General features: G+C 63.5%; 26 protein-coding genes. 9 read left to right on the top strand and 17 right to left on the bottom strand.

Translation table 11 applies throughout. From position 1 onward, the window contains the following. Positions 1-134: 134 nt before the first annotated feature. On the bottom strand, positions 135-1,589 hold the full coding sequence (locus tag PV760_RS08240) for an amino acid permease (protein WP_354627538.1): 1,455 nt from the start codon (positions 1,587-1,589) through the stop codon (positions 135-137). Positions 1,590-1,840: 251 nt separating this feature from the next. Further along, the gene (locus tag PV760_RS08235; RefSeq protein ID WP_354627537.1) at positions 1,841-2,782 is read right to left on the bottom strand and encodes an aminodeoxychorismate lyase; all 942 of its coding nucleotides are present in this window, start codon (positions 2,780-2,782) and stop codon (positions 1,841-1,843) included. A gap of 87 nt (positions 2,783-2,869) precedes the next feature. Here PV760_RS08235 and cls point away from each other — a divergent pair, with 87 nt between their 5' ends. Further along, on the top strand, positions 2,870-4,342 hold the full coding sequence (gene cls / locus PV760_RS08230; protein ID WP_018778206.1) for a cardiolipin synthase: 1,473 nt from the start codon (positions 2,870-2,872) through the stop codon (positions 4,340-4,342). A 14-nt stretch (positions 4,343-4,356) separates the two neighbouring features. On the opposite strand, the gene pabB is transcribed toward cls, so the two are convergent. From pabB to PV760_RS08215, 3 genes are all read right to left on the bottom strand, one after another. Then, positions 4,357-6,393: an aminodeoxychorismate synthase component I gene (gene pabB, locus PV760_RS08225; RefSeq protein WP_354627536.1), complete on the bottom strand. Its 2,037-nt coding sequence runs from the start codon at positions 6,391-6,393 to the stop codon at positions 4,357-4,359. Then, positions 6,390-6,950, bottom strand: coding sequence for a low molecular weight protein-tyrosine-phosphatase (locus tag PV760_RS08220; RefSeq protein ID WP_354627535.1), 561 nt, complete (start codon positions 6,948-6,950; stop codon positions 6,390-6,392). Before PV760_RS08220 ends, pabB begins: the two co-directional genes overlap by 4 nt. A 106-nt stretch (positions 6,951-7,056) precedes the next feature. After that, the gene (locus PV760_RS08215; RefSeq protein ID WP_039243075.1) at positions 7,057-7,662 is read right to left on the bottom strand and encodes a TetR/AcrR family transcriptional regulator; all 606 of its coding nucleotides are present in this window, start codon (positions 7,660-7,662) and stop codon (positions 7,057-7,059) included. A gap of 99 nt (positions 7,663-7,761) precedes the next feature. Between PV760_RS08215 and PV760_RS08210 the strand changes: the two genes are divergently transcribed. Then, the gene (locus PV760_RS08210; protein WP_018778211.1) at positions 7,762-8,061 is read left to right on the top strand and encodes a putative antibiotic biosynthesis monooxygenase; all 300 of its coding nucleotides are present in this window, start codon (positions 7,762-7,764) and stop codon (positions 8,059-8,061) included. Between the two features lie 104 nt (positions 8,062-8,165). Here PV760_RS08210 and PV760_RS08205 read toward each other — a convergent pair whose 3' ends face one another. Genes PV760_RS08205 through uriH form a run of 3 tightly spaced genes read right to left on the bottom strand, consistent with a single transcriptional unit; the run spans position 8,166 to position 11,586 of the window. After that, the gene (locus PV760_RS08205; RefSeq protein WP_354627534.1) at positions 8,166-9,131 is read right to left on the bottom strand and encodes a ribokinase; all 966 of its coding nucleotides are present in this window, start codon (positions 9,129-9,131) and stop codon (positions 8,166-8,168) included. Beyond that, a complete protein-coding gene (uriT, locus tag PV760_RS08200; RefSeq protein WP_354627533.1) occupies positions 9,128-10,570 on the bottom strand; it encodes a uridine transporter UriT in 1,443 nt (480 codons plus the stop codon). Before uriT ends, PV760_RS08205 begins: the two co-directional genes overlap by 4 nt. After that, positions 10,570-11,586 carry a uridine-preferring nucleoside hydrolase UriH gene (uriH, locus tag PV760_RS08195; RefSeq protein ID WP_354627532.1) on the bottom strand — a complete coding sequence of 339 codons (1,017 nt, stop codon included), beginning with the start codon at positions 11,584-11,586 and terminating at the stop codon, positions 10,570-10,572. Before uriH ends, uriT begins: the two co-directional genes overlap by 1 nt. A gap of 173 nt (positions 11,587-11,759) precedes the next feature. On the opposite strand from uriH, the gene PV760_RS08190 reads away from it, so the two are divergent. Next, positions 11,760-12,797, top strand: a complete 1,038-nt coding sequence (locus PV760_RS08190; protein WP_354627531.1) for a LacI family DNA-binding transcriptional regulator — start codon at positions 11,760-11,762, stop codon at positions 12,795-12,797. Positions 12,798-12,822: 25 nt separating this feature from the next. On the opposite strand, the gene PV760_RS08185 is transcribed toward PV760_RS08190, so the two are convergent. Both PV760_RS08185 and PV760_RS08180 read right to left on the bottom strand, forming a co-directional pair. After that, on the bottom strand, positions 12,823-13,176 hold the full coding sequence (locus PV760_RS08185; RefSeq protein WP_055972799.1) for a hypothetical protein: 354 nt from the start codon (positions 13,174-13,176) through the stop codon (positions 12,823-12,825). A 37-nt stretch (positions 13,177-13,213) separates the two neighbouring features. Continuing rightward, positions 13,214-13,840 carry a LysE family transporter gene (locus PV760_RS08180; protein ID WP_018778217.1) on the bottom strand — a complete coding sequence of 209 codons (627 nt, stop codon included), beginning with the start codon at positions 13,838-13,840 and terminating at the stop codon, positions 13,214-13,216. 654 nt (positions 13,841-14,494) lie between these two features. Between PV760_RS08180 and PV760_RS08175 the strand changes: the two genes are divergently transcribed. Together PV760_RS08175 and PV760_RS08170 are read left to right on the top strand one after the other, a co-directional pair. Next, positions 14,495-15,586 carry a DNA polymerase IV gene (locus PV760_RS08175; RefSeq protein WP_354627530.1) on the top strand — a complete coding sequence of 364 codons (1,092 nt, stop codon included), beginning with the start codon at positions 14,495-14,497 and terminating at the stop codon, positions 15,584-15,586. A gap of 408 nt (positions 15,587-15,994) precedes the next feature. Next, positions 15,995-16,444 (top strand): hypothetical protein, encoded by a 450-nt coding sequence (locus tag PV760_RS08170; protein ID WP_144027655.1) that lies wholly within the window; start codon positions 15,995-15,997, stop codon positions 16,442-16,444. Here the strand turns inward: PV760_RS08170 and PV760_RS08165 are convergent. From PV760_RS08165 to PV760_RS08145, 5 genes are all read right to left on the bottom strand, one after another. After that, a complete protein-coding gene (locus PV760_RS08165) occupies positions 16,429-17,412 on the bottom strand; it encodes an aldo/keto reductase (RefSeq protein WP_079581902.1) in 984 nt (327 codons plus the stop codon). The two genes, PV760_RS08170 and PV760_RS08165, sit on opposite strands and share 16 nt — an antisense overlap. Positions 17,413-17,430: 18 nt before the next feature. After that, positions 17,431-18,642, bottom strand: a complete 1,212-nt coding sequence (locus tag PV760_RS08160) for an RNA polymerase sigma factor (RefSeq protein WP_079581903.1) — start codon at positions 18,640-18,642, stop codon at positions 17,431-17,433. A gap of 18 nt (positions 18,643-18,660) precedes the next feature. Further along, complete coding sequence (locus PV760_RS08155) at positions 18,661-19,020, bottom strand: YciI family protein (protein ID WP_018778223.1); 360 nt, start codon at positions 19,018-19,020, stop codon at positions 18,661-18,663. A 90-nt stretch (positions 19,021-19,110) separates the two neighbouring features. Then, positions 19,111-19,926 carry a methyltransferase domain-containing protein gene (locus PV760_RS08150; protein ID WP_018778224.1) on the bottom strand — a complete coding sequence of 272 codons (816 nt, stop codon included), beginning with the start codon at positions 19,924-19,926 and terminating at the stop codon, positions 19,111-19,113. Between the two features lie 54 nt (positions 19,927-19,980). Continuing rightward, positions 19,981-20,502 (bottom strand): MarR family winged helix-turn-helix transcriptional regulator, encoded by a 522-nt coding sequence (locus PV760_RS08145; RefSeq protein ID WP_018778225.1) that lies wholly within the window; start codon positions 20,500-20,502, stop codon positions 19,981-19,983. A gap of 167 nt (positions 20,503-20,669) precedes the next feature. Here PV760_RS08145 and PV760_RS08140 point away from each other — a divergent pair, with 167 nt between their 5' ends. Beyond that, the gene (locus PV760_RS08140; protein WP_354627529.1) at positions 20,670-22,844 is read left to right on the top strand and encodes an MMPL family transporter; all 2,175 of its coding nucleotides are present in this window, start codon (positions 20,670-20,672) and stop codon (positions 22,842-22,844) included. On the opposite strand, the gene PV760_RS08135 is transcribed toward PV760_RS08140, so the two are convergent. After that, positions 22,845-23,390, bottom strand: a complete 546-nt coding sequence (locus tag PV760_RS08135; RefSeq protein WP_354627528.1) for a GNAT family N-acetyltransferase — start codon at positions 23,388-23,390, stop codon at positions 22,845-22,847. Continuing rightward, on the bottom strand, positions 23,387-23,743 hold the full coding sequence (locus PV760_RS08130) for an ArsR/SmtB family transcription factor (RefSeq protein WP_018778228.1): 357 nt from the start codon (positions 23,741-23,743) through the stop codon (positions 23,387-23,389). The genes PV760_RS08135 and PV760_RS08130 overlap by 4 nt, the downstream gene beginning before the upstream one ends. Positions 23,744-23,853: 110 nt before the next feature. Between PV760_RS08130 and arsB the strand changes: the two genes are divergently transcribed. From arsB to trxB, 3 genes are read left to right on the top strand one after another with little or no spacing between them, the layout of a single operon-like run. Next, positions 23,854-24,954, top strand: a complete 1,101-nt coding sequence (gene arsB, locus PV760_RS08125; protein ID WP_354627527.1) for an ACR3 family arsenite efflux transporter — start codon at positions 23,854-23,856, stop codon at positions 24,952-24,954. A gap of 14 nt (positions 24,955-24,968) precedes the next feature. Continuing rightward, a complete protein-coding gene (locus tag PV760_RS08120; RefSeq protein WP_039243062.1) occupies positions 24,969-25,391 on the top strand; it encodes an arsenate reductase ArsC in 423 nt (140 codons plus the stop codon). A 25-nt stretch (positions 25,392-25,416) separates the two neighbouring features. Beyond that, the gene (gene trxB, locus PV760_RS08115; RefSeq protein ID WP_189076280.1) at positions 25,417-26,394 is read left to right on the top strand and encodes a thioredoxin-disulfide reductase; all 978 of its coding nucleotides are present in this window, start codon (positions 25,417-25,419) and stop codon (positions 26,392-26,394) included. Positions 26,395-26,409: the final 15 nt, after the last annotated feature.

The raw sequence follows: 26,409 nt of genomic DNA, 5'->3' as shown, positions 1-26,409 counted from the left end.
CAGCCGCGGAGAGTGATTGTGCGCAGGCGGGGTGAGGTCCGCCGTCGACCTTCCACGACAGATCAGCCCCTGGGCAACCGAAAGAGTTGTCCAAGGGCTGATCTGCATCCCCACAGGGTCAGGAAACCGCGGCGCTAGGAGTTGACGGCCTTTTTGAGCGAGCGGCGGCGTCCGTACTTGAAGTAGAAGAACGCGTAGCAGGCACCCACGAAGGGCACTCCGAACAGGAGGGCCGCCACTTGGTTGGGATCGAACGCGATGCCGATCAACGACACAACGCACAAGGCGAATGCGAGGATCGGCACCAGCGGGAACAGCGGCGCTTTGTACGGCAGAGTGTTGACGTCGCCACCGTTCCTCACGAACGTCCTCCGGTAGATGAAGTGTGAAGCCACGATCGACATCCACACACCCACCGTCGCAAAGCCGGCCACGGAAACGAGCACCAGGTAAACGGTAGCCGGCGCAACGACGCTGCTGATCAGCGAGGCGAGACCGCCGAGCATGCTCACGCAGAGGGCAACCAGCGGGATGCCGCGCTTGGTGAGCTTCTTGAAGACCTGGGGTGCGTGGCCTTCGTCGGCCAGCGAGAACAGCATGCGGGCACAGGAGAAGAGTCCGCAGTTTCCGGCGGAAAGCAACGCCGTGATGATCACGAAGTTCATGATGTCCGCCGCGTACGGGATGCCGAGCATGGAGAAGACGGTGACGAACGGGCTCTCGTCCACGCTGACTTTTTCGTACGGGATGGTTGCCGCGATCACCGTGATGGCACCAACGAAGAAGATCATCAGGCGGATCACTGTGGTACGCATTGCCTTGGGGATGTTCGCGCCGGGGTTGGTGGTCTCACCAGCTGCAACACCGATCAGTTCGGAACCGGAGAACGCATAGAAGACGGCCAGGCACGTGACAAAGACTCCCGTGAAGCCGTTCGGGAAGAGCCCGTCAGGGGTGCTGAAGTTCTCGCCAAACGTGGGGTAGTCGCCCGTTGCAAGGGGGTGGAATCCGGTAAGCGCGGCGCCGCCCAGGATGATGAGGCCGACGACGGCGGCGACCTTGATGAGCGCGAACCAGAACTCCGATTCCCCAAAGACGCGAGATGAGATGGCGTTCAGGGTGAAGAGGACTGTTGCGAAAACGAAACACCAGATCCAGACATCCACGCCCGGGAACCACCGTTGCATGAGCAGCCCGGCCGCAGTGAATTCAGAACCAAGGGCCACAGCCCAGCAGAGCCAGTACAGCCACGCCGTGGCAAAGCCCGTGGCGGGTCCGATGGTGCGGGCGGCATAGATGTGGAATGCGCCCGAAACAGGAAACGCTACAGCGAGTTCCCCGAGGCAGGCCATCACGAGATACACCACGACAGCGCCGATCAGGAAGGCAAGCACCGCGCCCAGGGGGCCGGCGGTGGCGATGGTGTAGCCGGAACTGACGAAGAGGCCTGAACCGATGACACCGCCCATGGCGATCATGACCAGGTGCCGGGCCTCCATGGACCGGCGGAGTCCTGATGGTGAGGCGGCAGTTGCGGACTGCGCCTCGGTTGCCGATGCTTCGGCTTTTGTGGGGGAGCTGAGTCCCATATTCCCTCCGGGAAGTTAGCCAGCAAAGTCTGAAGTAGTGGCAGTCGGACGTGATCCAACTAACACGAGAACAAGATTCATCACATGACGAATGACCATTTCAAGGAGGATAAGAAATGCGATTGGACGCACAATTTGCTCATGGCTGAGGCCAAGAGTTCCTTATCATTGAGTCATGCGAGCAATTACTCTACTTGCGACCTGCTAGGTTCCAAGCGGAGCATCCTTGGCGTATGCCCCGGCGCGGTCCGCTATTCGATACCCGCGAACAATTCGTTCAGCTCGGCTGTGAGCTGCTTTCGGATGGCGGGTGTGCCGACTTCCTTGCCGTTGATGTGGTTCACCGGAGCGATCAAGCGAATACTCGAGATGAGCCACACGGCGTCGGCGTCGAACAAGTCTTGCGGCTCCAGCGGACCGTAGCCAAGTTCCCAGCCGGCGGCCTTGGCCGCAGCGAACAGCGCGCCCTGCGAGGTTCCCGGAAGGATGCCGCTGTCCAGCTGCGGTGTAATCAGGCGGCGAACAGTCCTGACGGAACCAGCGCCGTCATCCATTTCTTCAAGGTGCGCCAGCAGCACGGTGGACGTCGGCCCTTCCAGGACGCGGCCGTCGGTCGAGGTGAAGATCGCGTCGTCGGCGCCTTGCTTATGCGCGTAGCGCAGTGCGGCCATGTTGACGGCATAGGAAAGTGTTTTGGCACCGAGCAACAGCCATGGTGCGCGCTCGCCGGCTTCGGTGTCGAAGCCGCGGTCCAGAAGCACGACGTCGATGCCCGTCTCGCGCTGCCGGCGACTGCCCGCGGGTGAGGGCGAAGCCTGTACCCAGCACGTGGGGCTCGCCGCACCTTCAACACCGCGGGTGACGATGAGTTTGACCACAACCTCGTCCTCCTCAGGCGTGGGCGCAGGGTGGGTGCTGCGGAATTCCGTGATGGCCGTTTCGATGGCCCGCCGCCAGGCGTCCTGATCGGGCAGCGTCAGGTCCAAAGCTGCTGCAGAACCCGCCAGCCTGTTCAGGTGTGCCTGGACTTTCCGGGGCCGGCCCTGGACAGCCAGGAGTGATTCGAACACGCCATCTCCGCGTGTAGCTCCCAGGTCCGTGGCCATGAGCTGCGGTTGGCTGGAATCGGCAATTCGGCCGTTTTCGAAGGCGGGGTCCAGGAAAACGAGGACCGTGGGGGCTGCTGAAGTCATGCTCCCAGCTTAGTGCGGGGCCACCGCTGATGACTTTGCCGGATAGGCTGTGGTCACTGTTGTCCATGAACCGTGGGGGTTTGTCAGGTGCTCTTTCCTTTTCCGTTTGGCCAGGAGTGGACCTGGTTGCTGGGTGCGTGGGCCATCGCGGAAGTCATCATGCGGATCGTCCTGCTGGGTATCATTCCCGGCAATCGCCGTCCCACGACGGCCATGGCATGGCTTTTGGCTGTGTTCCTCATCCCATCCGTGGGCTTCGTCCTGTTCCTGTTGTTTGGCAATTTCAAACTTTCCAAGCGCAGGCGGGAGCAGCAGGAAGAAGTCAACCGCCGCGTCCGTGCCGTGACCTCCGATCTTTCGGATCCGGTGAGCGTCTACTCCGGACCCGAGTGGGTGAAGTCGGCCGGGGAGCTTAACCACAGGCTGGGCTCGCTGCCCATGGTGGATGGCAACAAGGTGGAGCTGATCCCCGGCTACCACGAGTCCATTAAGGCCATGGCCGAGGCCGTCAGGGACGCCAAGAACTACATCAACGCCGAGTTCTACATCATGAGCAGTGACTCCGTGACTGATGAGCTCCTGACTGAGCTGGAGAAAGCGGCTGAGCGGGGCGTCACTGTGCGGCTCCTCTTCGACCACATTGGAACGTTGCGCGTCAAGGGCTACCGCCGCCTGATCCGCAGGCTCAAAGCGGGCAAGATCCAGTGGAAGCGCATGCTGCCCCTGCTGCCCATCCACGGCCAATGGCGGCGTCCGGACTTGAGGAACCACCGCAAGATCATGGTGATCGACGGACAGGTGGCCTTCACCGGTTCGCAGAACCTCATTGAGCCGTCCTACAACAACCCCAAGCACCACAAGGTGGGACGCAAATGGGTTGAGCTCATGTCCAGGCTTGAAGGCCCGATCGTCCCCACCCTCAACGTGGTCTTCGCGACGGACTGGCTCAGCGAAACGGACGAGTCCCTGGAGGACCAGCTGCGCCTGCCGGCGTTGCCGTCCCCCGGCCAGGTCACCGCACAGGTTGTGCCCAGCGGCCCGGGGTTCGCGACAGAGAACAACCTGCGGCTCTTCAACACGTTGATCTACTCGGCGCAGCACCGGATTTCAATCTGCAGCCCGTACTTCGTCCCCGATGATTCCTTGCTGTACGCCATCACCACTGCCGCCCAGCGGGGGGTGGACGTGGAGTTGTTCGTCTCGGAGAAGGGCGACCAGTTCCTGGTGCACCATGCCCAGCGCTCCTACTACGAGGCACTGCTGAATGCAGGGGTGCGCATCTATCTCTACCGCGCGCCATACGTCCTCCATGCCAAGCATTTCACCATTGATGACGAGGTGGCGGTTCTTGGTTCCAGCAACATGGACATGCGCTCCTTCTCCCTCAACATGGAGGTCTCGGTGATGCTGCTGGGCTCCGAGACCGTGAACCTCATGCGGGCCGTGGAATCCACGTACCGCGAGGTATCCCGTGAGCTTATGCTGGACGACTGGATGGACCGGCCCCCGTTGGCCAAGTATGTGGATAACGTGGCCAGATTGACGGCAACGCTCCAGTAGTCCTCACCGGGGATTCAGTCGGGGAAGCCGGCGCCGAGGGTTGAGAGCACCCCGAAGGCCTTGGTCCTTATTTCCTCGTACTCGTCGTCGGCCACGGAGTCCGAGGTGATGGCGCCGCCTACGCCGAGCGTGAGGGTACGCCCCCTGCCGCCGTCGGGATTGGCCACCAAGGTGCGGATGACCACCGCGAGGTCGGTGGCGGCGTTCAGGGAGAAGTAGCCGATGGCGCCGGAGTAGATGCCGCGCGGCCCTGCTTCGAGTTGGTCGAGGATGTCCATCGTGCTGATCTTGGGCGCCCCGGTCATGGATCCTGCCGGGAACGCGGCGGCTACTGCTTCTGCCCGGGGAGCGCCTGGCCGCAGATGTGCGTCCACGGTGCTCACCATCTGGTGGACGGTCGCGTAGCTTTCGATGGCGCACAGCCTGCTCACCGTCACCGAACCGGGGATGGCGAAGTGGCTGAGATCGTTGCGGAGCAGGTCCACGATCATGATGTTTTCGGCGCGGTCCTTCAGCGATGTCTCGAGGTCCTGCCGCAGGGCTGCGTCCGCGTCAGGGTCGGCAGACCGGCCCCTGGTGCCCTTGATCGGCTCGGCGCACATGCCGCCGTCGGACAGGATCCGCAGGAACCGCTCAGGTGAGGTGCTGGCGACCTCCAGCTCCCCGAACCGCAGGTAACTGGCGAACGGGGCCGGGTTCCGGCGTCGCAGTGCAAGGTAGCTGGTCCACGCGTCGAAGTTCCCCGCGGGTGCTTCCAGCGTGGTGGTCAGGCAGATTTCGTAGGAGTTGCCCTCGCCGATTTGGTGCTGGGAGTCGGCGATTTTGCGTTTGTAGTCGGTGGCGGAATCGCGGCTGACGAATTCGGGGACGGTTGCCGTGGGGGCGGCATCCGCGCCTGGAGAAGCGGCACCGGAAGACCCGACGACGGCGGCCCGCGCCTCGCGCAGCCACTCGTCCGCGTCGGGGGCGTCCAGGGCCAGCAGCCATACTGTCTGTTCGCGGTGGTCCAGCACCACGGCCCGGCCCGCGAAGAGGAGTGCGGCGTCCGGGGTGTCGGATCGGACATCGTTGCCGCCGGTTTCGCGCTTGAGTTCGTAGCCCAGGTATCCCAGCCAGCCGAGCGTGAATTGGCCGTCGTATCCGCGGGGCGCGCGGACCGCCCGTCTGCCCCAGACCGAGTCCAGCCACCGGAAGAAGGGGCCGGATGTGGTCACAGACGCTGACCCTGCCGTGACGGTGGTGACCCCGGAACGGTGCGATACCGTCTGGCCGAAAGTGCCGCCGTCGTCGGCCAGGATGCTGAAGCGGCTGCGGGCCGCGGCTTGGGAGCGGCCGGCCACTGCGGCCGCGTTGGACGAGTCGAGCCACACGGCGTTCCGCGACTGCCCGTAGAGGGTTTCGAAAAGGCGTGCGGCGTCCGGCGTCGCCTCCAGGCGCTCGGACCGCAACTGCAGCCCGCGCCGTGCGCTCAGTTCGGGGGAGAGGATGGCTGCCAGCGCCGGCAGGTACATGAGTGCCTGGAGAACGTGGTCCGGCGCGCTGCCGTTGGCGGGATTTTGGACGTGGATGTCGGCTTCGGCGATGACGGAGTCGTCCGAGAGCCACTCTTCTTCCTGCGCAGCCCAGGTGTCCCAGTAGGGTTCGTAGGTGCTTCCGTCGCGCGTCAGGGCTCGACGACGGCGATCGTCACCCGGCGCTTCCACCCACACCACGGCGTCCAGCATGGGGCGGGCGGCGTCGGCGGCGGATCCCACGCCCTCCACGATGACGATTTCCGCGGGCAGCGTGACGTTCAACCCGCCGTCGTAGTGCCGTTCCCAGTCCCAGCTGACCCATTCTGCGGCCGTTCCCTGGCTGAGCGGGGTGAGCACGGTGGCCACGTAACGCTCGATGCCGGTGCGCAGGCCGTTCCACCCCGGATAGATGTCCTCGAGGTGGAAGAGCGAAACTTTATGGTGTTGCCGAAGCCGGGCCGCCAGCTCGACGGCCAGTGTGGTTTTGCCTGCGCCGGACCTGCCGTCAACAGCGATGATCACGGGTGCAGGGGTCATGTCATAGAGGTTACCTGCTGGTGCTCCTGGCCTGCTTCGGTGTCTCCGGAGGCGATGGCTGCTTTGGCGTGTTCCACGATTCCCGGGATGGCCGATTTGATGAGCGTCCAGGTGTTGTCGAAGTCCGTGTGCCCGCCGTACCAGGGGTCCTCGATGCCAAGGTCCAGGGAGCTGCGGTCGGCCACTTGGGGGTCGAAGCTTCGCAGCATGCGGACCTTTTCCAGTGAGGCGCGGTCAGGGGCGCCTTCCTGGAGCCAGCCGAAGTGGTCAACGTCCAGGGCCAGGATCAGGTCCCGCCCGGCGAACCATTCGTGCCGCCATTCCCGGGCCACGTGGTCCTCGGAGGCGATGTGCTGGGCTGTCAGGACGCGGGCGGCGCGTGGGTCGATGGGGTGGCCGACCTCGTAGCCCGTAGTGCCCGCTGAATCCACCACTACAAGCTTGCCGAGCCCTTCCGCAGTGAAGGCTTCGGCCAGCATGAGCGCTGCCATGGGCGACCGGCAGATGTTTCCGGTGCAGACCGTGATGATGCGGTATGGGCTCGTCGTTGAGTACATGGAGCAAGCATGGTTGATGGCACCCCCTCTTGGCTAGGGGCAACTTCACAAGTGAGTCACTTTTGCTGTCAAAGCTGTCACAGGGGGAGGTTCTGCACCGCTTCGATCAGGCGGTTGCGGCTGCTGTGGCTTCGGCGGCCAGCGCTGCTGCGGCCAGATAGACGGTGCGCACGACGGCGGCGCGTCGCCTTTGGATGCGGCCGGGGTCATTGCCGGCCATGAGTCCGTCCAAGGCCGGCAACACCGGTGCGGAATCGCAGAGGCTCACGATGGTGATGAGGAGGTCTCCCGCGTCTTCCCGGGAGATTCCGGGCAGGGCTGCGATGGTGCTGTTGACCTTCGATGCGCAGTTGGCCATGCGTTTGGGCAGGCCAACCACGTCGGACCCCCGTTCCAGGCCTTCCCAGAACAGCAAACGGGGGGCCGTTGCGTCTTCCTGGTGATGGTCGAAGAGCCGGCCCGCATAGTCCGCCATGGCTTCGGGGCCGTTGCCCTCGATGGGTACTTCGTCCATGAGGGAGCTGAGCGCCGCGACAATCACGGCGTCGAACAGCCCGTTCTTGTTCCCGAAGTACTGGTAGATCCGCTCTTTGTTGACGCCGGCCTCGGACGCGATCCTGTCGATGCGGGCGCCGGCCAGTCCACGTGTGCAGAACTCGGTGGTTGCCGCTTCCAGCAGCAGTGCCTTGGTTCGTTCCGTGTCCCATGCCATAGGGTCATATTAGCAGTTTCCAACTAAGTAGTTGTAATTGTTCCAAGGTCCGGCTATTGTGATCTCAAGTCAATTGCAACTATCTGGTTGGAGAATCTGATGACGACCGAAGTCGCCGCCGAAACAACTGCCCCCGTGGCCCCGGCCGCAGCCCGCCCGCAGGGGCCCTCCGTTCACATGCGGGCGCTCATTACCTGGATCGCCATATTTCCGCTTGTATCTGTAGGAATGCTGCTGCTCGGCCCGATCATGGAGCCTTGGCATCCCGTTCTGCGCGCGCTCGTGCTGACCGCATTCGTTGTCCCCACGGCCGTCTATCTCGTGGTGCCGCGCCTCATGGCCGGCCACGGAGCGCTGTCCCGCAAAGCCGTGGAGCGCGCAGCCCGCAAGTCCGCTTAACCCAAGGCAGCCCGTATGTCCTCTGAACCCAAAGAGGGGACAGTGCACGCTCCAATGAAGGCTCATGAGAGCGCGTGCTGTCCCCTGGTTGGGTGCCGTGCCGCTTAGGACGCCCGCGCAGCCTCGACTTCTTCGCGGCTCGCATATGCGGCCTGCGTGCCCTTCTTCGTTGCGGCCAGGGCGGCGGCCACCGAGGCAAACGCAGCCGCGTCGGCCAGCGAATCACCTGCGGCCAGCCGGGCAGCAACAGCACCGGTGAACGCATCTCCGGCGCCCGTCGTGTCCACGGCGTCCACCCTGGTGGGGGAGATGCGCGTGATCTGGTCCTCCGCTCCACGGGCGAGCGAGTCCAAGACCACGGAGCCCTGCGCGCCCAGCGTCACGAGCACACGCTGCAGTCCACGGTCCGCGAACTGGGCCCGGACCGGCTCCCATTCCTCAGCTTCGGCGTCGGGATCGGGAATGTCAGCCTCCGAGCCAAGGAACATCGCGGCCTCGTGCGCATTCACTAGCAGAACGTCGCTCAGGCCGGCCAGAACCTCGGGCACCTCAGCGTACGGTGAGAGGTTCAGCAGAACCGTGGCTCCGGCGTCGTGCCCTGCCTGCGCGGCGGCCACCACGGTATCCATCCCCACTTCCAGGCACAGGCAGACGACGGCAGCGTCGGCGAAAGCAGCAGCCTCCACGTCCGCTGGCCGCAGCGTCCCGTTGGCTCCGGCGGAGATGATGATGCTGTTCTCGCCGCGCGCGTCGACGGAAATGACCGCGACGCCGGTAGCTGCATCGGAGCGTCGGACGCGGGACACGTCCACTCCGGCGCTGGCGGTCGAGTCCAGGAGCATGGTGCCGTTGGGGTCCTCGCCCACCGCGCCAATCAGGCTGACCTTGCCGCCGAGCTTGCTGGCAGCCACCGCCTGGTTGGCGCTCTTGCCCCCGGGGTTCACCGCGAACCCGTTGCCATGGACCGTCTCGCCGGGGTTGGGGAGGCGGTCGGTGTAGATGGTGAGGTCGGCGTTGAGGGAGCCGACGACGACGATCCCCGCCTTGGGCGCGTTGCTGCCGGTGCTCATGCGGCCACCTTCCCGGCCTCGGCCACTTCTGCGTCCACCGGCTTGGGGAGCAGCAGCGAAGCGGCAAACGCGGCGAAGGTGATCGCGAGGCCCACCACCACAACGGTCAGGTACGACGCCTTGGCGTCATTCAGGGAGGCCGTTGCGACGAGGACGGCGGGAAGGACCAGGAAGCTCAACCCGGCACCGAGGTTGAACGCGCCGGCGTTCATGCCGGGGAGGAAGCCGGGGTTGCCCTGCGGCGAAAGGACCACGCCAAGTCCGTTCAGCATGATGTTGACGGTGCCGGCGTACATGATGCCCAGCAGGGCCGTGCCCAGGATCATCATGGGCAGGTTGTTGAGGCCGAAGAACGCAATGATGGCCAGTGCCACGAGGCTGCCGACCAGGCCGATGCGCAGGACCTTGGTGTAGCCCAGAATCGGTGCGAGGCGGCCACTGATCGGGCCGAAGATCCAACCGAGCAGCGCGTACGGCGTCAGGATGATCAGCGACATCTCCGTGGGGCCGACGCCGAAGCCCGGATCGGCAGCTTGGACGTAGGCCGGGACGATGCCGTTGATGACCGCGAAGATACCGGTCATGGTGAGGGTGGTGGTCAGCAGTGGTGCCCACGTGGAGCGCTGGCGCAGGTGCACGGTTTCCACCATGGGCTGCTTGGCGCGCTTCTCGACAGTCCAGAACGCAAAGAAGGCGACGGCGGCAATCACCGTCAGGCTGATGGCCAGGGTCAACGTGCCGGAATCGAAGGCGGTGGCCAGTTTGGAGCCTTCGTTCAGTGCTGTCAGCAGTGCGCCCACGGCGATCACGATGAAGAAGACGCCCAGCCAGTCCATGGTGGTGCCGGCGGCGGGCTTGCTCTCGCCGGCCAGGACGGCGATAAGGACCGTGGCCACCACGGCGAGGGCCACCATGAGCCAGAAGATGCTGCGGAAGCCGAAGTTCTCAGCGAAGTAGCCTCCGACAAAAGAGTCGACGCCGGCCACGCCGCCGTTGACGGCCGTGATGAGGCCCATGAGCGTGCCGTACTTGCGCGGGTTGCTGACGGCGGAGCGAAGCATGATCAGGCACAGCGGGACGGTCGGTCCGCTGACGCCCTGGATGATGCGGCCCACGAAGAGCCACGTCACGTCAGGGGCCATCGCGGCGATGACGGATCCGACGGCCATGAGGAGCATCATGCCCACCAGGATCTTCTTGCGGCCAACGATGTCGCTCAGGCGCGGAAGGAAGAGCGAGAACAGCGCGGCAGCGGTGAAGAACCAGGTCTGGGACAGGCCGATGGTGGCTTGATCCGTGTTGAGTTCGTTGCCCATGGTTACCAGGGCAGGGCTGAGCATGGAGGCGTTGAGCTGGAAGGCCACGCAGGCTGCCAGCAGGGCAACCATGAGCGCGGTGACGTTGCCGCGCGCGGACTTTGTTTCGGTGAGCGTGGACATTAGTTGGACTCTCCTGCCAGGACCGTTTCGGCAATCACGGTGGCGTCAGCGCCGCCGTCGTGCGTTGGTTCGCCGATCCGTTGGATCGCATCGGTGACCAGGTCCCAGAACTTCTTGTGGTCGAGGTCAACTGCCACCGAGGTGTGGCAGTCCTCCGGCGCGGGCGCGCGGAAGTCGGCTACGGTCATGCCGAGGGTGAGCTTGCCCTGGAGTTCGATGTCCACGGGCACCTTGCGGGTGGTCATGACGGTGGGATCGATGACGTAGGCCACGGCGCACGGATCGTGGACCGGCGGGAAGTCGAAGCCCTGGGCGTCCTTGTAGGTCTTCTTGAAGAATTCCATGAGTTCCAGGACGAACTTAGCCGGCTTGGTGCCGATGGCCGCGATGTTGTTGACCACCTCGTCCGTGGCCAGTGCCTGGTGCGTGAGGTCGAGGCCGACCATCACCACGGGCCACTTTTCGTTGAAGACGATGTGTGCGGCCTCGGGGTCGATGATGATGTTGAACTCGGCCACCGCGCTCCAGTTGCCCACGTGGTAGCCGCCGCCCATGAGGACAACTTCCTTCACGCGCTCCACGATGCGCGGTTCCTTGCGCGCGGCCATCGCGATGTTGGTGAGTCCGGCGGTGGGAACCAGCGTGACGGTGCCCGGCTCGTGCGCCATGACGGTTTCAATGATGAGGTCGACGGCGTGGCGCGGGTCGAGCTCGATGGCGGACTCGGGCTGTTCCGGGCCGTCCATGCCCGAGTCGCCGTGGATGCTGGGGGCCGTTTCGATGGTGCGGACCAAGGGGCGGTCGCAGCCGGCGGCGAACGGAACTCCGGTGATGCCTGCGATGGTGGCTACCGAGAGGGCGTTACGGGTGACTTTCTCAAGGGTCTGGTTGCCCACCACAGTGGTCACAGCGAGCAATTCGATGTCCGGGTTGCCGTGCGCCAGCAGCATTGCCACTGCGTCGTCATGGCCGGGGTCGCAGTCAAGAATGATCTTCTTGCGTGTGTTGGGGTCCACGTTTGTCTCCACGTCATTGGGGCCTGCCGGGAACTTGCCCGGGCAGGGCGATAAGCATTCAGGGCGATTCTGGCATCCGACAGGGCGGAACGTCAAACGCTTAACGTAGAGTGCGTCAAGCGCTTGATGCCTTGGCGCAGGTCAGAGCAGCGGAACAACGCTACGATCGATGCATGGAATCCCTGGATCGGCGCAGCAGCCGTGCTCATCGCACGCCCAGGGTGACGGCTGCCATGGTGGCCGCCCGGGCCGGTGTTTCCACAGCCACGGTCTCCCTGGTGGCCAACGGCAAAACCCAGGGCCGGGTATCCGACGACAACATCTCCCGCGTCCGGACTGCGATCGCTGAACTGGGCTACGTGGTGGACAGTATCGGCAGCTCGTTGGCCCGCGGAGTCAGCTCCATCGTCATCCTGGTCACCCCTGACGTGTCCAACCCGTTCTTCGCCAACGTGATCGCCGGGGTGCGGGAATCACTGGGTGCTCAATATCAGCTGCTCCTCTCAGTGACCGACGCCGGCGAATCGCCGCAGGCTTCCGACGTGCAGAAGTTGTTGGCCCTCCGCCCGGCGGGGTTGCTGGTGGGTGCCCCGAGCGCTGAGTTCCTGGAAGACCTTTCCGCAGCCGGTCCACTGGTGCTGTTGGACGCCCCCGGGCTGGAAGCTTACGCACCCTCCGTGAACCTCGACGTCGCCCAAGGAGCCCGCGAACTGGCCCGGCACCTGGCTGCATCCGGACACACCCGTGCCGCCTACGTCGACGGCATCACCGGAACCGCGACGTTCCAGCTGCGCCGTGAAGCCTTCCTGGAAGAAGCCGCTGCCTGCGGGCTGGTGGTCGACGCCGGGCATGTCATCAGTACAGCGATCGACGTCGGTGCTGCCGCCGCTGCTTTCGCCGCCGCCTGGCCCGCGTGGGAGCGCGAGGGGGTGACCGCCGTCGTCTGCGGTACGGATACCCATGCCTACGGTGTACTGCAGGAAGCGCGGGTGGAGGGCGTCGCCATTCCGGGAAAGCTGGCCGTGGCGGGCTTCGATGATCTGCCCTACTCGGCCACCAGCAATCCCAGCCTCACCACTGTTCACCTGCCCGCGAGACCGCTGGGCCGCAGAGCTGGGGAGCAGCTCCGCGGGCTGATGGAGGGTGTGGCTCTCAAGGAGCCGCATGTGACGCTGGAGAGCTCTCTGGTGGTGCGCGGATCTACGGCGTAGAACCGGTCTACATAGCTCCGGCCGGCTATCGCTTCAACGGGCGGAGCTGTTCCTCTGTGACAGGCAGCGAAACTGTGAAGTAGATCTGCGGAGCGGTCATGTCGCCCCAGTCGTCCTTCTTCACCCGAACTGCGGAGGGCGTGACCTCCGCGATCCGCACGCGCAGCCAGCCGCCGTCGTCGAGCCGTAATTCATGGGGGTCGGCCAGGTACCGCAGGCCGAGGTCATTGAGCGTTTCCTCGGCGGTGAACCAATCCACAACGTCCGTGCGCGGGCGTCCCAGCATGTCGATGGCGACGAATCCGTCATCCACGGGCTTCATCCACCCCACATGCTCGCCGTCATCCGCACGCCGGTGCTCGATCCAGTCAGCTTCCATGCCTCCGACCGTAGCATTCGGCCATGACGTACCGGGGTTAGTGAATGACCGCCAGCAGGATGCCGACCAGCACAAACAGGCAACCGAACACGCGGTTGAGGACCTTTTGGCCCTTCTGGTCATGGGTAAAGCGTTGGAATGAACGTGCTGCCAAGGCGAAGAAGAACCACATGACAATGATGTCGATGGCGAGGACTGTTGCGGTCAGCACTACATATTGCTGTACCAGGGGCTGGTCCGGGCGGATGAACTGCGGCATGAAGGCTAGGAAGAACACGATTGCCTTCGGGTTCAGCAGGTTGACCCATACACCCCGCTGGAACATGGACAGCGCGGGCTCGTTCTTCTTGTCATCGACCTGCTCTTTGTCCAAGTCAGGCTTGCGCAGGAACTGGCGGATGCCAAGGTAGACCAGGTACGCGGCGCCAGCGTATCGGATGACGTTGAAGATGACCGGCGAATTGGAAACCAGGACACCCACACCGAGAGCGACGATCAGGATGTGGATGATCAACGCCACCTGTTGGCCGAGGATGCCCCAGATGGAGCGTCGGAAGCCTGAGTTCAGCGAGTTGCTCATGGTGAAGATCGCGCCGGCGCCGGGAGTGAAACTGATGAGGGTGCCGGCGCCTACCAGGGCCAGCCAAAGTGAAAACTGCACCATCTCAGCTTATGCGGGGGCGGCGGGTGCCCGGGACGCGTACCGCCACGACCACCTTTGCCGGACTTGTGACAGTGGCCGCCAACCTGGGGCTGGCGGCCACTGCCCCCGCTTAGGGGATGTTGTGCCAGAACCAGCGGGCAACATCAACGGCTAGCCGGATGATGTTGACCACGAGGTTCCAGGCGCCCCATGATTCCTCGCGTTTCCGTTTGGACTTCATACCGGGCACCTCCTCCCGAGGGAACAGGACGCGGCCACACCATGGGAGCTACAAGCGTTGCGCCCATGGTGTCGGGGGCCATAGACTCAAGAGGTGATGTTTGAGGTTCTAAGGCCCTCCAACCGCACCAAATGAGCGCACCGCGCCGAACAGGGACCCGATTGCCGTCGGGTCCATTGTTCTTTAACGGCACCACAGGACTTCTTCCTGGTCCTCCAACCCTAAGGGAACGGAGGCTTCTTTCCCCCGAGGGGTTTTAAGCTGTGGATCGCTTCCCTGCTGCTTTGTTGAGAAGGCTCAGGCCGGGTGCCCGGGACGCGATGCTTCCTGACCTTGTTTAGCCGCTGCAGCCACGGAATGCACCCGGGATAGGTTGATTTAGCGCTGTGATGAGTTGAAAGAGGGTCGTGAAGGTACAGCCAAGGCCCCCGGCAATGAGGCAGACTGATCCCGTGAGCGGAACTCCCTGGGTGCTGCACGTTGATCTCGACCAGTTCATTGCTGCGGTCGAGGTACTGAGGCGGCCTGAGCTGGCCGGTAAGCCGATCATTGTCGGCGGCCGCGGAGACCCCACCGAACGGGCAGTCGTTTCGACGGCGTCCTACGAGGCCAGGGCGTTCGGCGTGGGCTCGGGCATGCCGCTGCGCATCGCAGCGCGGAAAGTGCCGGACGCCATCATCCTGCCGGTCGACCAGGAAGCCTATCTGGCGGCCTCGGAAACCGTGATGGCCACCCTGCGTGAGCAACCCGGCGCAACGGTGCAAGTGCTGGGCTGGGACGAAGCCTTTGTCGGAGTGGAAACCGAGGACCCGGTGGCGTACGCGCGACAGATCCAGGAAGCCGTGCTCGAAAACACCCGGCTCCATTGCAGCGTGGGTATCGGTGACACGCTGGTTCGCGCCAAGAACGCAACTGATTTCGGCAAACCCGCCGGCATCTTCCGCCTGACGAAGGACAACTGGCTGGAGGTCATGGGGGACAAGCCCACCATTGAGCTGTGGGGCGTCGGGCCGAAGATTTCCAAGCGGCTGGCCACCCACGGGATCACCACAGTCAACGACCTCGCTGCCGCCGATCCCCAGGACCTGGTCCCGGAATTCGGCCCGAAAATGGGCCCGTGGTACGCGCAACTGGGCCGTGGCGAGGGTGCCGCGGAAGTGGACGACACCCCTTGGGTTGCCCGGGCCCACGGCCGCGAAACCACGTTCCAACAGGATCTGACGGAACCTGGCCAGATCGAGGACGCCCTCAAGGAGCTGACGGCCCGGGTCCTGGAAGACGTCGCCGCCGAAGGCCGCCCCGTGGTTGGGTTGACGCTCAAGGTCAGGTACAAGCCGTTCTTCACCAAGACCTATGCCAGGAAAATTCCCGAGACCTACGACCGCGACGAAGTCCTGGCCCAGGCCCTCGGGCTCACCGCCAAGATCGAGCCCGACCGCCCCATCCGATTACTCGGATTGCGGGCAGAAATGGCCATGCCCGAGGAAGCCAGGAAGGGCCACACGCCAACGCGCAGCGGTTGGTAACGCCCGACGCCGGCCTGCCGCCTATCGGCGCGGACCTGACAGCTAAGATTCAATAAATAGTTTCACAATTCGCGTCACGAATTGATGGTTCACGTTCTAAGTGAATCTCCATGTTTGTCCAGCATGTCTTGGGCTTCGAAAATTACCGGTGACTATAGTTGATCGCTTTGCGCTTCAGTATTATTCTCTAACCGGGGGTCCCGTAATGGGGATGGAGAGAAATGAAAATTGCATCATCAAGAATGAATATTGCCGTTGATATCGTCAGTGGTCGAGTTTGGATGAGGACGCAAACGCCAGGTGTGGCGGCGGCTCCGTCGCCATTTACCTGCTGCCCTCGGATGTGGATGCAACGCCTGTCAAATTTACTTTTTCCAATTTGCCCTTTGCTTTGAAGCAGTCGTTCACATGAAAAAACCAAAACTCGCAGTAGTGGTGATGCCCATCGGCTCAGTGTTGGTGGTACTGGTGGTCGGCTACCTCGCTCTTCAAACGGAGGGCATGCTTAGTGGGTACTTGTTCGATCTCTCCGGTACACCGACCACATCTATCGCCAAACGGTTTCCGTGGGAGCTTCAGGTCGCCACCGTGCTGGTGTGCTTCGCTGCCTCGGTTGCCTATCGAAGACTTGCAGTCGACAGGCGTCTAAAGATGCTCGTGTTTGGCACCTTGGTATTGGCGTCGGTTCTGTCTCTGCTGTTTTATGAAACCGTTCACACGACAAGGACGAGTCTCTTGGCCATGGCATTTGCTGATGGGGGCATTTCCCCACTGATATTGGGGTTTATCGCGGTCATCGCAGCGGACACGATTCACAGCAAGCGAGGCCTGGAGCCTGCCGCCTACCAGCGTGGGTGAATCGCTTCGCGGAAGTAACGGTCGTAGATATCCCGAACCCCATCGCCGAGACCCGCACCGACAACCTTCATCTCTCCGGCTTCCGCGTTGGCAGCAGCCTGCTGGGCGGAGCGGGCTCCCGGAATCACTGACGTGACGCCGTCCTGGGCTACGACCCAGGCGAGGGCCGCTTGCGGGGTGGTGACGCCGTCGGGAACCAGTGCGCTGAACTCCTGCGCGGCCTTGACGCCGGTGGCGAAGTCGACGCCGGAGAACGTTTCGCCGACATCGAACGAGGACCCATCCCGGTTGTAGTTCCGGTGGTCGTTGGCGGGGAACTCCGTTTCGGGCGTGTACTTTCCGGAGAGCAGGCCGGAGGCGAGCGGTACGCGGGCGATGATGCCGACGCCGGCTTCCTTGGCTGCGGGCAGGACCTCGTCGAGGGGCTTCAGACGGAACGCGTTGAGGATGATCTGCACGGAGGCAGTGTTTCCGCGTTTGATGGCTTCGAGGGCCTCGTCCGTCCGCTCCACGCTGACGCCGTAGTTGCGGATGGCACCCTCACTGACCAAGGTATCCAGGGCGTCGTACACTTCATCGTTGCTGTAAGCAGAGGTGGGCGGGCAGTGCAACTGGACGAGGTCCAGGGTGTCCTGCTGCAGGTTGCGACGCGAACGATCGGTCCATTCGCGGAAGTTCTTGAGGGTGTAATTATCGGGGACCTGATCCACCCTGCGCCCCATTTTGGTGGCTACGGTGACATTCAGTTCCGGGTGGGCACTGAGGAAGCGTCCAATGAACTGCTCGCTGCGCCCATCGCCGTAGACGTCCGCCGTGTCGAAGAACGTGACGCCATGCTCCACTGAGGCCTCCAGCACGGCAAAGGCGTCCGCTTCAGTGACGGAACCCCAGTCGGCTCCGAGTTGCCATGTTCCCAGCCCGACGGTTGAAACGGATCGGCCGGTCCTGCCAAGTATGCGCTGTTCCATGGTTCCGACTATATGGGGTCAGGGCCCGGTGGAGTCCAGCTTTGCGGCTTTGCCCAGCAGGTATCGCCGCTCCTGCAGGCTGCGGGTTTTCCTTGCTGCGTCCAGAAACGCTGCGCGGGCCTCGGGAAAGGAGCCAGCCATCTCGTGCAGATGGGCCCTGACCGCGTCCAGGCGGTGTGACCGACCGAGTGCATCATCCAAGCCGGCGAGCAACTCCAAACCGGCGGCCGGCCCGTTCACCATCGCCACCGCAACCGCACGGTTCAGCGTCACGACGGGGCTGGGAGCCACGGCCTCCAGGACCGTGTAGAGGGCCAGGATCTGAGGCCAGTCGGTTTGGTCATGGGAGGCCGCTTCGGAGTGCACAGCAGCAATCGCCGCCTGCAGTTGGTACGGCCCGGCGGCGCGCCGTCCCAGCACTGAAGACAACAACGCAATGCCCTCATCGATCTGCCCGCGGTTCCACAGGCTCCGGTCCTGCTCAGCCAGCGGAACCGGTGTTCCATCGGCCATGGCACGTGCCGCGCGACGGGAATCGGTCAGCAGCATAAGCGCCAGCAGCCCGGTCGCCTCAGGCTCCGACGGCACAGCGGCCACCAGCAACCGGGTCAGCCGGATGGCCTCCGTGGTGAGGTCCTCGCGCTGCAGCGACGAACCCGAACTCGCTGCGTAGCCTTCGTTGAAGATCAAGTACAGGACGTGAAGTACGACGCCGAGCCTCGCCTTCCGCTCGGCAGGCGGCGGCATGCTGAACGTCGCTCCCGCCTTTTGGATCCCCTGTTTCGCACGGCTGATGCGTTGTCCCATGGTCGCTTCGGGGACCAGGAAAGCCGAGGCGATTTCCGCCGTCGTGAGTCCTCCAACTGCCCGCAAGGTAAGGGCGAGTTGCGACGGTGCCGATAAGGCGGGGTGGCAGCAAAGGAACATGAGGGTAAGGGTGTCGTCTGCTTCCGGAGCTGACTGGTAGGAGTGATCGGCGTCCATGGCCGACACACGTTCTTCGCGGGCACGCCGGGCGCTTTCGCTCCGCCACATATCCACAAGCCTTCGGTTTGCGACGGCCGTCAGCCAGGCCTTCGGATCACGTGGCATGTCATGGGGCCACTGAAGTGCGGCCTCCAGCAGGGCTTCCTGGACGGCGTCTTCGCATGCATCGAACTGGCCGTTCTTGCGTGCCAGCACGCCGAGGACCTGCGGCGCGAGTGTGCGCAGCAGGTCCTCGATGTGCATGTCCCGGTCAGAGTCCAGCTAGACCTCCGGTGGTCCGTCCGGGATGGCACGAAGCTCCACGACCTGCGCGTATTTCACAATGCTTGAGCAGATCTCCACGGCGCGTTCCTCGCTGGCAACATCCACCACCCAGTAGCCCACCAAGGACTCCTTGGCCTCGGCGTAGGGTCCGTCGGTGGTGATCACGCCATCCGGGGTTTGTTTGACGAGCTTGGCCGTGCTGCCGTCGGCCAAGCCGGCGTTGAAGACGAGTTCGCCGGATTCGGTCAGGTCCTTGTCGATCTGGATCATGAAGCCGATCATTTCCCGGATCCATTCCGGATCGGCGGTCTCCATCATGCCCTCGGCCGATCCGAACATCATGATCATGTATTTCATCTCAAACTCCTTTGACGTGGCGCCCTGTGTGGGCGCTTCACCCATGGGTCGGAACAGCGGCGGACTTTTCTACATGGGTCCCAAAACTTTCTAGGCCCGGGCGATGACCTCTCCGTTGGGAATGAGGAAAAAGCCGTCTTCGGTAGCGCCCCAGCGGTGCCATCCGGCTGCGATCCGGGCGAGGTCGGCCTCGTTTGCGAAGCCGTACTCCAAGGCCTGCTCGGCAAAAGCGGAGTGCAGTACCCGTTCACTCCACACCCGGGATTGCCAGGCGCGCTGTTGGGCCGTGGCGTAGAGCCAGTTGCTGCTGGTGGGCGCCACCTGTGTGAAACCTGCCTGCTGCGCCCACGAGACCAGGCGTCGGCCGGCGTCGGGTTCTGCTCCGTTGCGGCGCGCGATCTTCTGGTAGAGCTCCATCCAATGATCAAGTTCAGGGACTTCCGGGTACCAGCTCATGCCATGGAAATCGGCGTCCCGCACGGCAACGATAGCGCCGGGCTTGGCCACCCGGCGCATCTCGCGCAGCGCGGCGACGGGGTCGGTGAGGTGCTGGAGGACCTGGTGGGCGTGGACGAGGTCGAAGGATTCGTCTTCGAAGTCGAGATCGTAGATGTTGCCCGTCTGGAAGGTCACGTTGTCCACGCCGCGCTCGGCGGCGAGTGCGGTTGCCTGCGCCACAATATCGGCAGACCGGTCCAGGCCTATTACTTGCCCGGGCGCAACCAGCCCCGCGAAATCGCACGTTATGCTGCCAGGTCCGCAGCCGACGTCGAGGACCGATATCCCGGTGGTGAGATGCGGGATGACAAACGCGGCCGAATTTTCGACCGTCCGTGAGGCGTGGGCCCGGACAACCGACTCGTGGTGTCCGTGGGTATAGACATCTTCAGGCTGCTGCGCGTTCATAGGGAAACGCTACAACCACGCATGCCGGTTTTGGTGGAACGGCCTGAACTGCCGCTACTTCGGTTCCGGGTGCGTTGCCTGTTGGCGGGCTTCGACGGTTGCCTCCACCATGTCGGTCATGAAGCGCTGGACCAGCTCCAGTTCTTCGGTGCTGTACGCGGCCATCGCCTTGCCCATCCGGATGGCGAGCGGCATGAACATTGCGCTGCCGTCGCGGTACGCCTTGGGTGTCATGTGGAGCTGGACCTGGCGGCGGTCTGTTCCCAGGCGTTCACGGACAACGTGCCCGGAGGCGTGCAGGCGGTCGATCAAGGCGGTGGTGGCGGGGGAGCTGAGCCGGAGTTCGGCACGGAGCACGCCGGGTGTAACCACCTTGCCGGCCGCGGAGTGGCGCATGATGACGGCCAGCGCATTCATGTCGGTCCGGTGCATGTCGTTCTGCCCGCCGGCTGCGTCCACGTAATGGTTGGCCTCCAGGGTGAAGTCCTGGAGGATCCGCACGAGTTCCTGGGGCGCCGCGGTTTGGGAATCCGCTCCTGGGCGTGCGTCGGGGCGCGGGACTGATGAGTCCGACATGTCCGCCCTCCTGCCAGCGTCGTCTCGTGTTTGCTGCCTTCCGGATATTACTCCTCGCAGTCCCCGAATCCGGCATTCCTTTCCTTGAGGCCTTGGAATAGTTCCATCATAGAGATAATCTATGGTGGAATAAAGACCCGCACGGCATCCCCACAGAAGAAGGACTCATGAACCCGAAGAAAGTACCGTTCTGGCTACGCTGGCTGGTGCCCGTGGTGCTGGTCATCACCTGGCTGGGCATTGCAGGAGTCGGCGGCCCTACCTTCGGGCGTTTGGACGAGGTCTCATCGAACGACCAGGCTTCCTTCCTCCCGGCCGGGGCCGAAGCTACCGAAGCCGGCGACTGGCAGGCCCAGTTCCGCGACTCCGAAGAGATCCCCGCGGTGGTCATCCTCGAAAACGATGCAGCGTTCACCCCGGCCCAACTGGGCGAAGCAGCCAAACTGAAAACCGACATCGAGGCACTCAAGCTGGGGAGCGCCGTCGTCGGGCCTATTCCGTCTGAAGACGGAAAAGCCGTCCAGTACATCGTTCCGATCGCTTCCACCGATGAAATACGGGACGTGGTGAAGGAACTGCGCGACGTCGTGCAGCCGGGCGCCCCGGATGGCATGAAGGCGTTCGTCACAGGCCCCGCGGGATTGACCGCTGACCTGGTCAACGCATTCGGCGGCATTGACGGCATCCTGCTGTTGGTCGCCTTGGGCGCCGTGTTCGTGATCCTGCTTCTGGTCTACCGCTCGGTGGTGCTCCCGCTGGCAGTACTCTTCACCTCGGTGTTCGCCTTGTGCGCCGCAATACTGCTGGTCTTCGCCATGGCCAAGATGGGCTGGATCCAGCTCAACGGGCAAAGCCAGGGCATCCTGTCCATCCTGGTGATCGGCGCGGCCACCGACTACGCGCTGCTGTTCGTGGCCCGCTTCCGTGAGGCCCTGACCCACACCAGCAACCGGACGCAGGCAGTCCTGACAGCTTGGAAGGCGTCCTTCGAGCCGATCCTCGCATCGGGTGCCACAGTGATCATCGCCCTGCTCTGCCTGCTCTTCTCAGACCTGAATTCCAACAAGGCACTCGGTCCCGTGGCGGCGGCAGGCATTCTCTGCTCATTGTTCGCCGCGCTCACGCTCCTGCCCGCCTTGATGGCGCTGCTGGGCCGCGCCGCCTTCTGGCCCTTCCGCCCCAAGCTCCTGCCCGACGACGAACGCGAACCTGAGATTGTCACCGGACTTGAGGGGCAAAAGGGTCTGTGGCGCGCCACGGGCCGTCTGGTTTCACGACGTCCCCGCGTTGTCTGGGTGGCGTCGGTGTTGCTGCTCCTGGTCGCTGCCACAGGTGTGTTGCAGCTGAAGGCAAACGGTGTGCCGCAGACGGACGTCATTTTGGCCAAGTCCGACGCCGTCGACGGCCAGGAAGCTTTGGCGCGCCATTTCGACGCCGGGAGCGGCAGCCCCGCCGTCGTCGTCGCCTCGCAAAGTTCCGCGCAGCAGGTCCTGGACAAGGTCAAAGCAGCCAACGGAGTTGGTGATGCCTACCTTTTGGCCGAAGGAAACGTCCCCATTACCGGAGCGCCGGGAACTCCTTCCGATCCCGCCGTCCGCGACGGCCGGGTCCTCATCAACGCCACCCTGGACTCAGCGGCGGACTCCATCGAAGCCGAAAACGCCGTTAAGGAATTGCGGTCATCAGTACGCGAGGTTGACTCCGGGGCATTGGTGGGCGGGGTGACAGCCACAGCGCTGGACACCAACACCACTGCCCAGCGCGACCTCGTGGTCATCATTCCGATCGTCCTGGTGGTCATCCTCTTCATCCTGATGCTCCTCCTGCGCTCCGTGGTAGCACCTGTGCTGCTGGTGCTCTCCGTAGTGCTTTCCTACGGTGCCGCGATGGGTGTCTCGGCATGGGTGTTCAACGGGTTCTTCGGATTCTCCGGAGCCGATGCCACCGTGCCGCTGTTCGGCTTCGTGTTCCTTGTTGCCTTGGGTGTGGACTACAACATCTTCCTGATGAGCCGGGTCCGCGAAGAGTCGTTGAAGCACGGAACCCGCCCTGGCATCCTCCGCGGCTTGGGCGTTACGGGCGGGGTCATCACTTCCGCCGGTGTGGTTCTGGCAGCTACGTTCGCGGCATTGGGCGTCATCCCCATCATGTTCCTGGTGCAGCTGGCATTCATCGTGGCCTTCGGCGTGCTGCTGGATACCGTGCTGGTCCGCTCGCTGCTGGTCCCCGCGCTCGCCTATGACATCGGCAGCAGGATCTGGTGGCCGGGCAAGCTGGCCCGTGAATCTTCGGCACCTTCGGCCGGGACCCGTGAAGAGGAAGAAGCGCCGGTGGGGAGGTAGTTACACCTGCCGCGACCGGCGCTCAATCAGGACGGTGTCACGCCACTGACCGGCGCGGGGACCTCCAGGCATGCGGGCGATGCGCTCCCGGCGTCCGACAACGACGAAGCCTTCGGCTGTGTGGAGCCGAAGGCTGGCTTCGTTCTCGGGGAACACGCTGGCTTGGATGGTCCAGATGCCGGCACTCTCCGTGGAGGCGATCAGTGCCCGGAGGAGGTTCTTCCCAATGCCCAAGCCCCTGGCTTCCCGGGCAACGTAGATGGAATGCTCCACGACGCCGGCGTAAGCGGCCCGGGACGACACCGCCGAAACCGCGGCCCAGCCCAGCACCACGCCGTCCACGTCAGCAACCAGCCGGTGTTCCTTCAAACGCGAAGCATCGAATTGCTCCCATTCCGGAGCGTTGGCTTCGAAGGTGGCGTGCCCGGACTCGATTCCGGCTGTGAAGATCTCCCTCACTCCAGGCCAATCCTGTCCCGTCATCGGACGTATAACTAGCCGTGCGCCGTCGCTGGAGTGTGCGCCGGCGGTGACCGGGAAAGTCACAGGCTTTCCAGGAGGCTGCTGGTCCGTTCCATTGCGCCGGGGACCATGGAGTAATAAGCCCAGGTGCCGCGCTTCTCGCGGTGGAGGAGGCCCGCATCCACGAGGATTCTAAGGTGGTGGGACACTGTGGGCTGGCCGAGGCTCAGGGGCCCGGTGAGGTCGCAAACGCAGGCTTCGCCTCCTTCCGAACCCTTGACGATGGACAAAAGGCGCAGGCGGTTGGGGTCCGCAAGGGCTTTGAATACCGATGCCCGGAGTTGAGCCTCGTATTCGTCGATGGACGACGGCCCCGACGGTTCGCAGCACTCTTCCGCTTCTACTTGTGTCAACTCAAGAACAGGCCCGGACTTCATACACCCATGGTGCCATACATTGACAAGCATCGATATAGCCGGACATACTCAATATCGAAGTTCATCAATGTTCTGTCCCGTCGATAGCGGGCATCGAGATCAGGAGCCACGTGAGCACCCCGACGAAAACCGCAGCCCGTGAGGTGAACCAGGGCGCCGCCGTCGTGGGAAAGCTTTCGGCCGTTGACCGTTTCCTCCCCCTCTGGATAATCGCCGCCATGGTCCTGGGCTTGCTCCTGGGCGGTCTCATTCCAGGGCTGAATAGTGCCCTGGAGGGCGTGAAGATCGGCGAAGTCTCGTTACCTATCGCCCTGGGCCTGCTGGTGATGATGTACCCGGTTCTCGCCAAAGTCCGCTACGACCAGGCACACCGGGTGCTGGCCGACCACAAGTTGATGGTCACCTCGCTGGTGATCAACTGGGTTCTGGCCCCTGCCTTCATGTTTGCGCTGGCGTGGTTGTTCATCCCCGATCTGCCGGAATACCGGACGGGCTTGATCATTGTGGGTTTGGCACGCTGCATCGCCATGGTGATGATCTGGAACGACCTCGCGTGCGGAGACCGTGAATCCGCGGCCGTTCTTGTCTTCATCAACTCAGTCTTCCAAGTGGTCGCATTCGGGGGCCTTGGCTGGTTCTACCTCCAGTGGCTGCCCTCCCTTCTTGGTCTTCCCACCACCGCTGCCGATTTCTCCTTCTGGGCCATCACGCTCTCAGTTCTCGTCTTCCTTGGTATCCCGCTGCTCGCCGGCTTCCTCACCCGGGTCATTGGCGAGAAGGCCAAAGGACGCATCTGGTACGAGGACGTCCTCTTGCCCAGGATTGGTCCGTGGGCGCTCTACGGCCTCCTTTTCACCATCACACTTCTGTTCGCGCTCCAGGGCGGCACCATCATGTCCCGGCCGATGGATGTTCTCCGCATTGCTTTGCCGTTGCTGGTCTACTTCCTGGTGGTGTTCGGCGCCGGGATGCTGACAGGCCGCCTGCTGAACCTCGGCTACGCCAAAACCACCACCCTCGCTTTCACGGCCGCCGGCAACAACTTCGAACTCGCCATCGCCGTAGCGATCGGAACCTTTGGCGTAACCTCGGGCCAAGCCCTCGCCGGCGTCGTCGGGCCCTTGATTGAAGTACCCGTCCTTGTTGCACTTGTGTATGTAGCCCTCTGGGCGCGCAAGCGCTATTTTCCTTCCACCACCATCGCTGCCTGACCTTCGAGGAAACCATGACCACCGAAAACGCCAAGAAGCCTTCAGTCCTGTTCGTCTGCGTCCATAACGCGGGACGCTCCCAGATGGCCGCAGCATTCCTCACGACGCTCTCCGACGGAGCCATCGAAGTCCGCTCCGCCGGCTCGCAGCCCGCGGACAAAGTCAACCCTGCTGCCGTCGAAGCCATGTCTGAACTTGGCATCGATATGTCCGCCGAGATACCAAAGGTCCTCACCACGGAGGCGGTCAAGGAGTCCGACGTCGTCATCACCATGGGATGCGGCGACGAGTGCCCGTATTTTCCAGGCAAGCGCTACGAGGACTGGGTTTTGGAAGACCCCGCAGGCCAAGGCCTGGACGCAGTCCGCCCGATCCGCGACGAAATCAAGACACGTATCGAGGACCTGATTGCCTCATTGATCCCTGCAGCCAAGTAAACCCCGAGAAACAGGAGAGACACCCGTGAGCAACGAACAATTGATCATCATCGGGTCCGGCCCCGCGGGGTACACGGCCGCCATTTATGCCGCCCGGGCAGGCCTGAACCCCCTGGTCCTGGCAGGTTCAGTTACGGCCGGCGGCGCCCTGATGAACACCACCGAAGTGGAGAACTTCCCCGGTTTCCCGGCAGGCATCCAAGGTCCCGAGCTCATGGACGGTCTCCAGGAACAGGCCGAAAAGTTCGGCGCCCGCATAGTGTTCGACGACGTCACGGAAGTTGAACTCAGAGGTCACCTGAAGCGGGTGGTCACCGGGGCGGGTGAGACCCACGAGGCTCCGGCCGTCATCCTTGCCACCGGTTCCGCGTACAAGGAGCTAGGCCTCCCGGAGGAGAAGAAGCTCAGCGGGCACGGTGTGTCCTGGTGTGCCACCTGTGACGGCTTCTTCTTCCGCGAACAGGACATCATCGTGGTTGGTGGCGGGGACTCAGCCATGGAGGAGGCCACGTTCCTCACACGCTTCGGCAAGTCCGTGACAGTGGTGGTCCGGAAGGGTGAATTGCGGGCATCCCGCATCATGGCCCAGCGCGCCAAGGACAATCCGAAAATCACGTTCGCCTGGAACTCGGCCATCACCAAGATCCACGGCGACAGCAAAGTAACTGGCGTGACCCTCACGGACACCCGTACCGGCGAAACCCGGGAGCAGGGGGCTACAGGCATCTTCGTTGCCATTGGCCACCTGCCACGCACGGAGCTCGTCGCGGGCCAGGTGGACCTCGACGAGGAGGGCTACATCAAGGTGGAGTCGCCCACCACGCTGACCAACTTGTCGGGTGTCTTCGCCTGCGGCGACGCCGTGGATCACCGCTATCGGCAAGCCATCACAGCGGCCGGCACGGGCTGCGCGGCTGCCTTGGACGCCGAACGGTACCTGGCCGCCCTGGATGATGCGGACAGCATCGCAACAGCACTGGTCGAAGAGCCAACCCACTTCTGAGCAATACCAATGGAG

Origin of the sequence: Paenarthrobacter sp. CC6 (assembly GCF_040560085.1) — a bacterium.
In the GTDB taxonomy this organism is placed as follows: Bacteria; Actinomycetota; Actinomycetes; order Actinomycetales; family Micrococcaceae; genus Arthrobacter; species Arthrobacter nicotinovorans.
The sequence above is the reverse complement of the archived record's forward strand: the minus strand, read 5'-3'. Positions and strand labels throughout refer to the sequence as shown.

Excerpts from the sequence above, each read along its gene's own strand:
- PV760_RS08185 (WP_055972799.1), bottom strand. The coding sequence starts at position 13,176 with ATGGAAGCTGACTGGATCGAGCACCGGCGTGCGGATGACGGCGAGCAT.
- PV760_RS08155 (WP_018778223.1), bottom strand. The coding sequence starts at position 19,020 with ATGAAATACATGATCATGATGTTCGGATCGGCCGAGGGCATGATGGAG.
- PV760_RS08210 (WP_018778211.1), top strand. The coding sequence starts at position 7,762 with ATGACGACCGAAGTCGCCGCCGAAACAACTGCCCCCGTGGCCCCGGCC.
- PV760_RS08160 (WP_079581903.1), bottom strand. The coding sequence starts at position 18,642 with ATGCACATCGAGGACCTGCTGCGCACACTCGCGCCGCAGGTCCTCGGC.
- PV760_RS08215 (WP_039243075.1), bottom strand. The coding sequence starts at position 7,662 with ATGGCATGGGACACGGAACGAACCAAGGCACTGCTGCTGGAAGCGGCA.
- PV760_RS08145 (WP_018778225.1), bottom strand. The coding sequence starts at position 20,502 with ATGTCGGACTCATCAGTCCCGCGCCCCGACGCACGCCCAGGAGCGGAT.
- PV760_RS08190 (WP_354627531.1), top strand. The coding sequence starts at position 11,760 with ATGGAATCCCTGGATCGGCGCAGCAGCCGTGCTCATCGCACGCCCAGG.
- PV760_RS08205 (WP_354627534.1), bottom strand. The coding sequence starts at position 9,131 with ATGAGCACCGGCAGCAACGCGCCCAAGGCGGGGATCGTCGTCGTCGGC.
- PV760_RS08150 (WP_018778224.1), bottom strand. The coding sequence starts at position 19,926 with ATGAACGCGCAGCAGCCTGAAGATGTCTATACCCACGGACACCACGAG.
- PV760_RS08165 (WP_079581902.1), bottom strand. The coding sequence starts at position 17,412 with ATGGAACAGCGCATACTTGGCAGGACCGGCCGATCCGTTTCAACCGTC.
- uriT (WP_354627533.1), bottom strand. The coding sequence starts at position 10,570 with ATGTCCACGCTCACCGAAACAAAGTCCGCGCGCGGCAACGTCACCGCG.
- PV760_RS08235 (WP_354627537.1), bottom strand. The coding sequence starts at position 2,782 with ATGACTTCAGCAGCCCCCACGGTCCTCGTTTTCCTGGACCCCGCCTTC.
- PV760_RS08120 (WP_039243062.1), top strand. The coding sequence starts at position 24,969 with ATGACCACCGAAAACGCCAAGAAGCCTTCAGTCCTGTTCGTCTGCGTC.
- PV760_RS08220 (WP_354627535.1), bottom strand. The coding sequence starts at position 6,950 with ATGTACTCAACGACGAGCCCATACCGCATCATCACGGTCTGCACCGGA.
- PV760_RS08180 (WP_018778217.1), bottom strand. The coding sequence starts at position 13,840 with ATGGTGCAGTTTTCACTTTGGCTGGCCCTGGTAGGCGCCGGCACCCTC.
- PV760_RS08175 (WP_354627530.1), top strand. The coding sequence starts at position 14,495 with ATGAGGCAGACTGATCCCGTGAGCGGAACTCCCTGGGTGCTGCACGTT.
- PV760_RS08130 (WP_018778228.1), bottom strand. The coding sequence starts at position 23,743 with ATGAAGTCCGGGCCTGTTCTTGAGTTGACACAAGTAGAAGCGGAAGAG.
- PV760_RS08240 (WP_354627538.1), bottom strand. The coding sequence starts at position 1,589 with ATGGGACTCAGCTCCCCCACAAAAGCCGAAGCATCGGCAACCGAGGCG.
- PV760_RS08170 (WP_144027655.1), top strand. The coding sequence starts at position 15,995 with ATGAAAAAACCAAAACTCGCAGTAGTGGTGATGCCCATCGGCTCAGTG.
- PV760_RS08140 (WP_354627529.1), top strand. The coding sequence starts at position 20,670 with ATGAACCCGAAGAAAGTACCGTTCTGGCTACGCTGGCTGGTGCCCGTG.
- pabB (WP_354627536.1), bottom strand. The coding sequence starts at position 6,393 with ATGACCCCTGCACCCGTGATCATCGCTGTTGACGGCAGGTCCGGCGCA.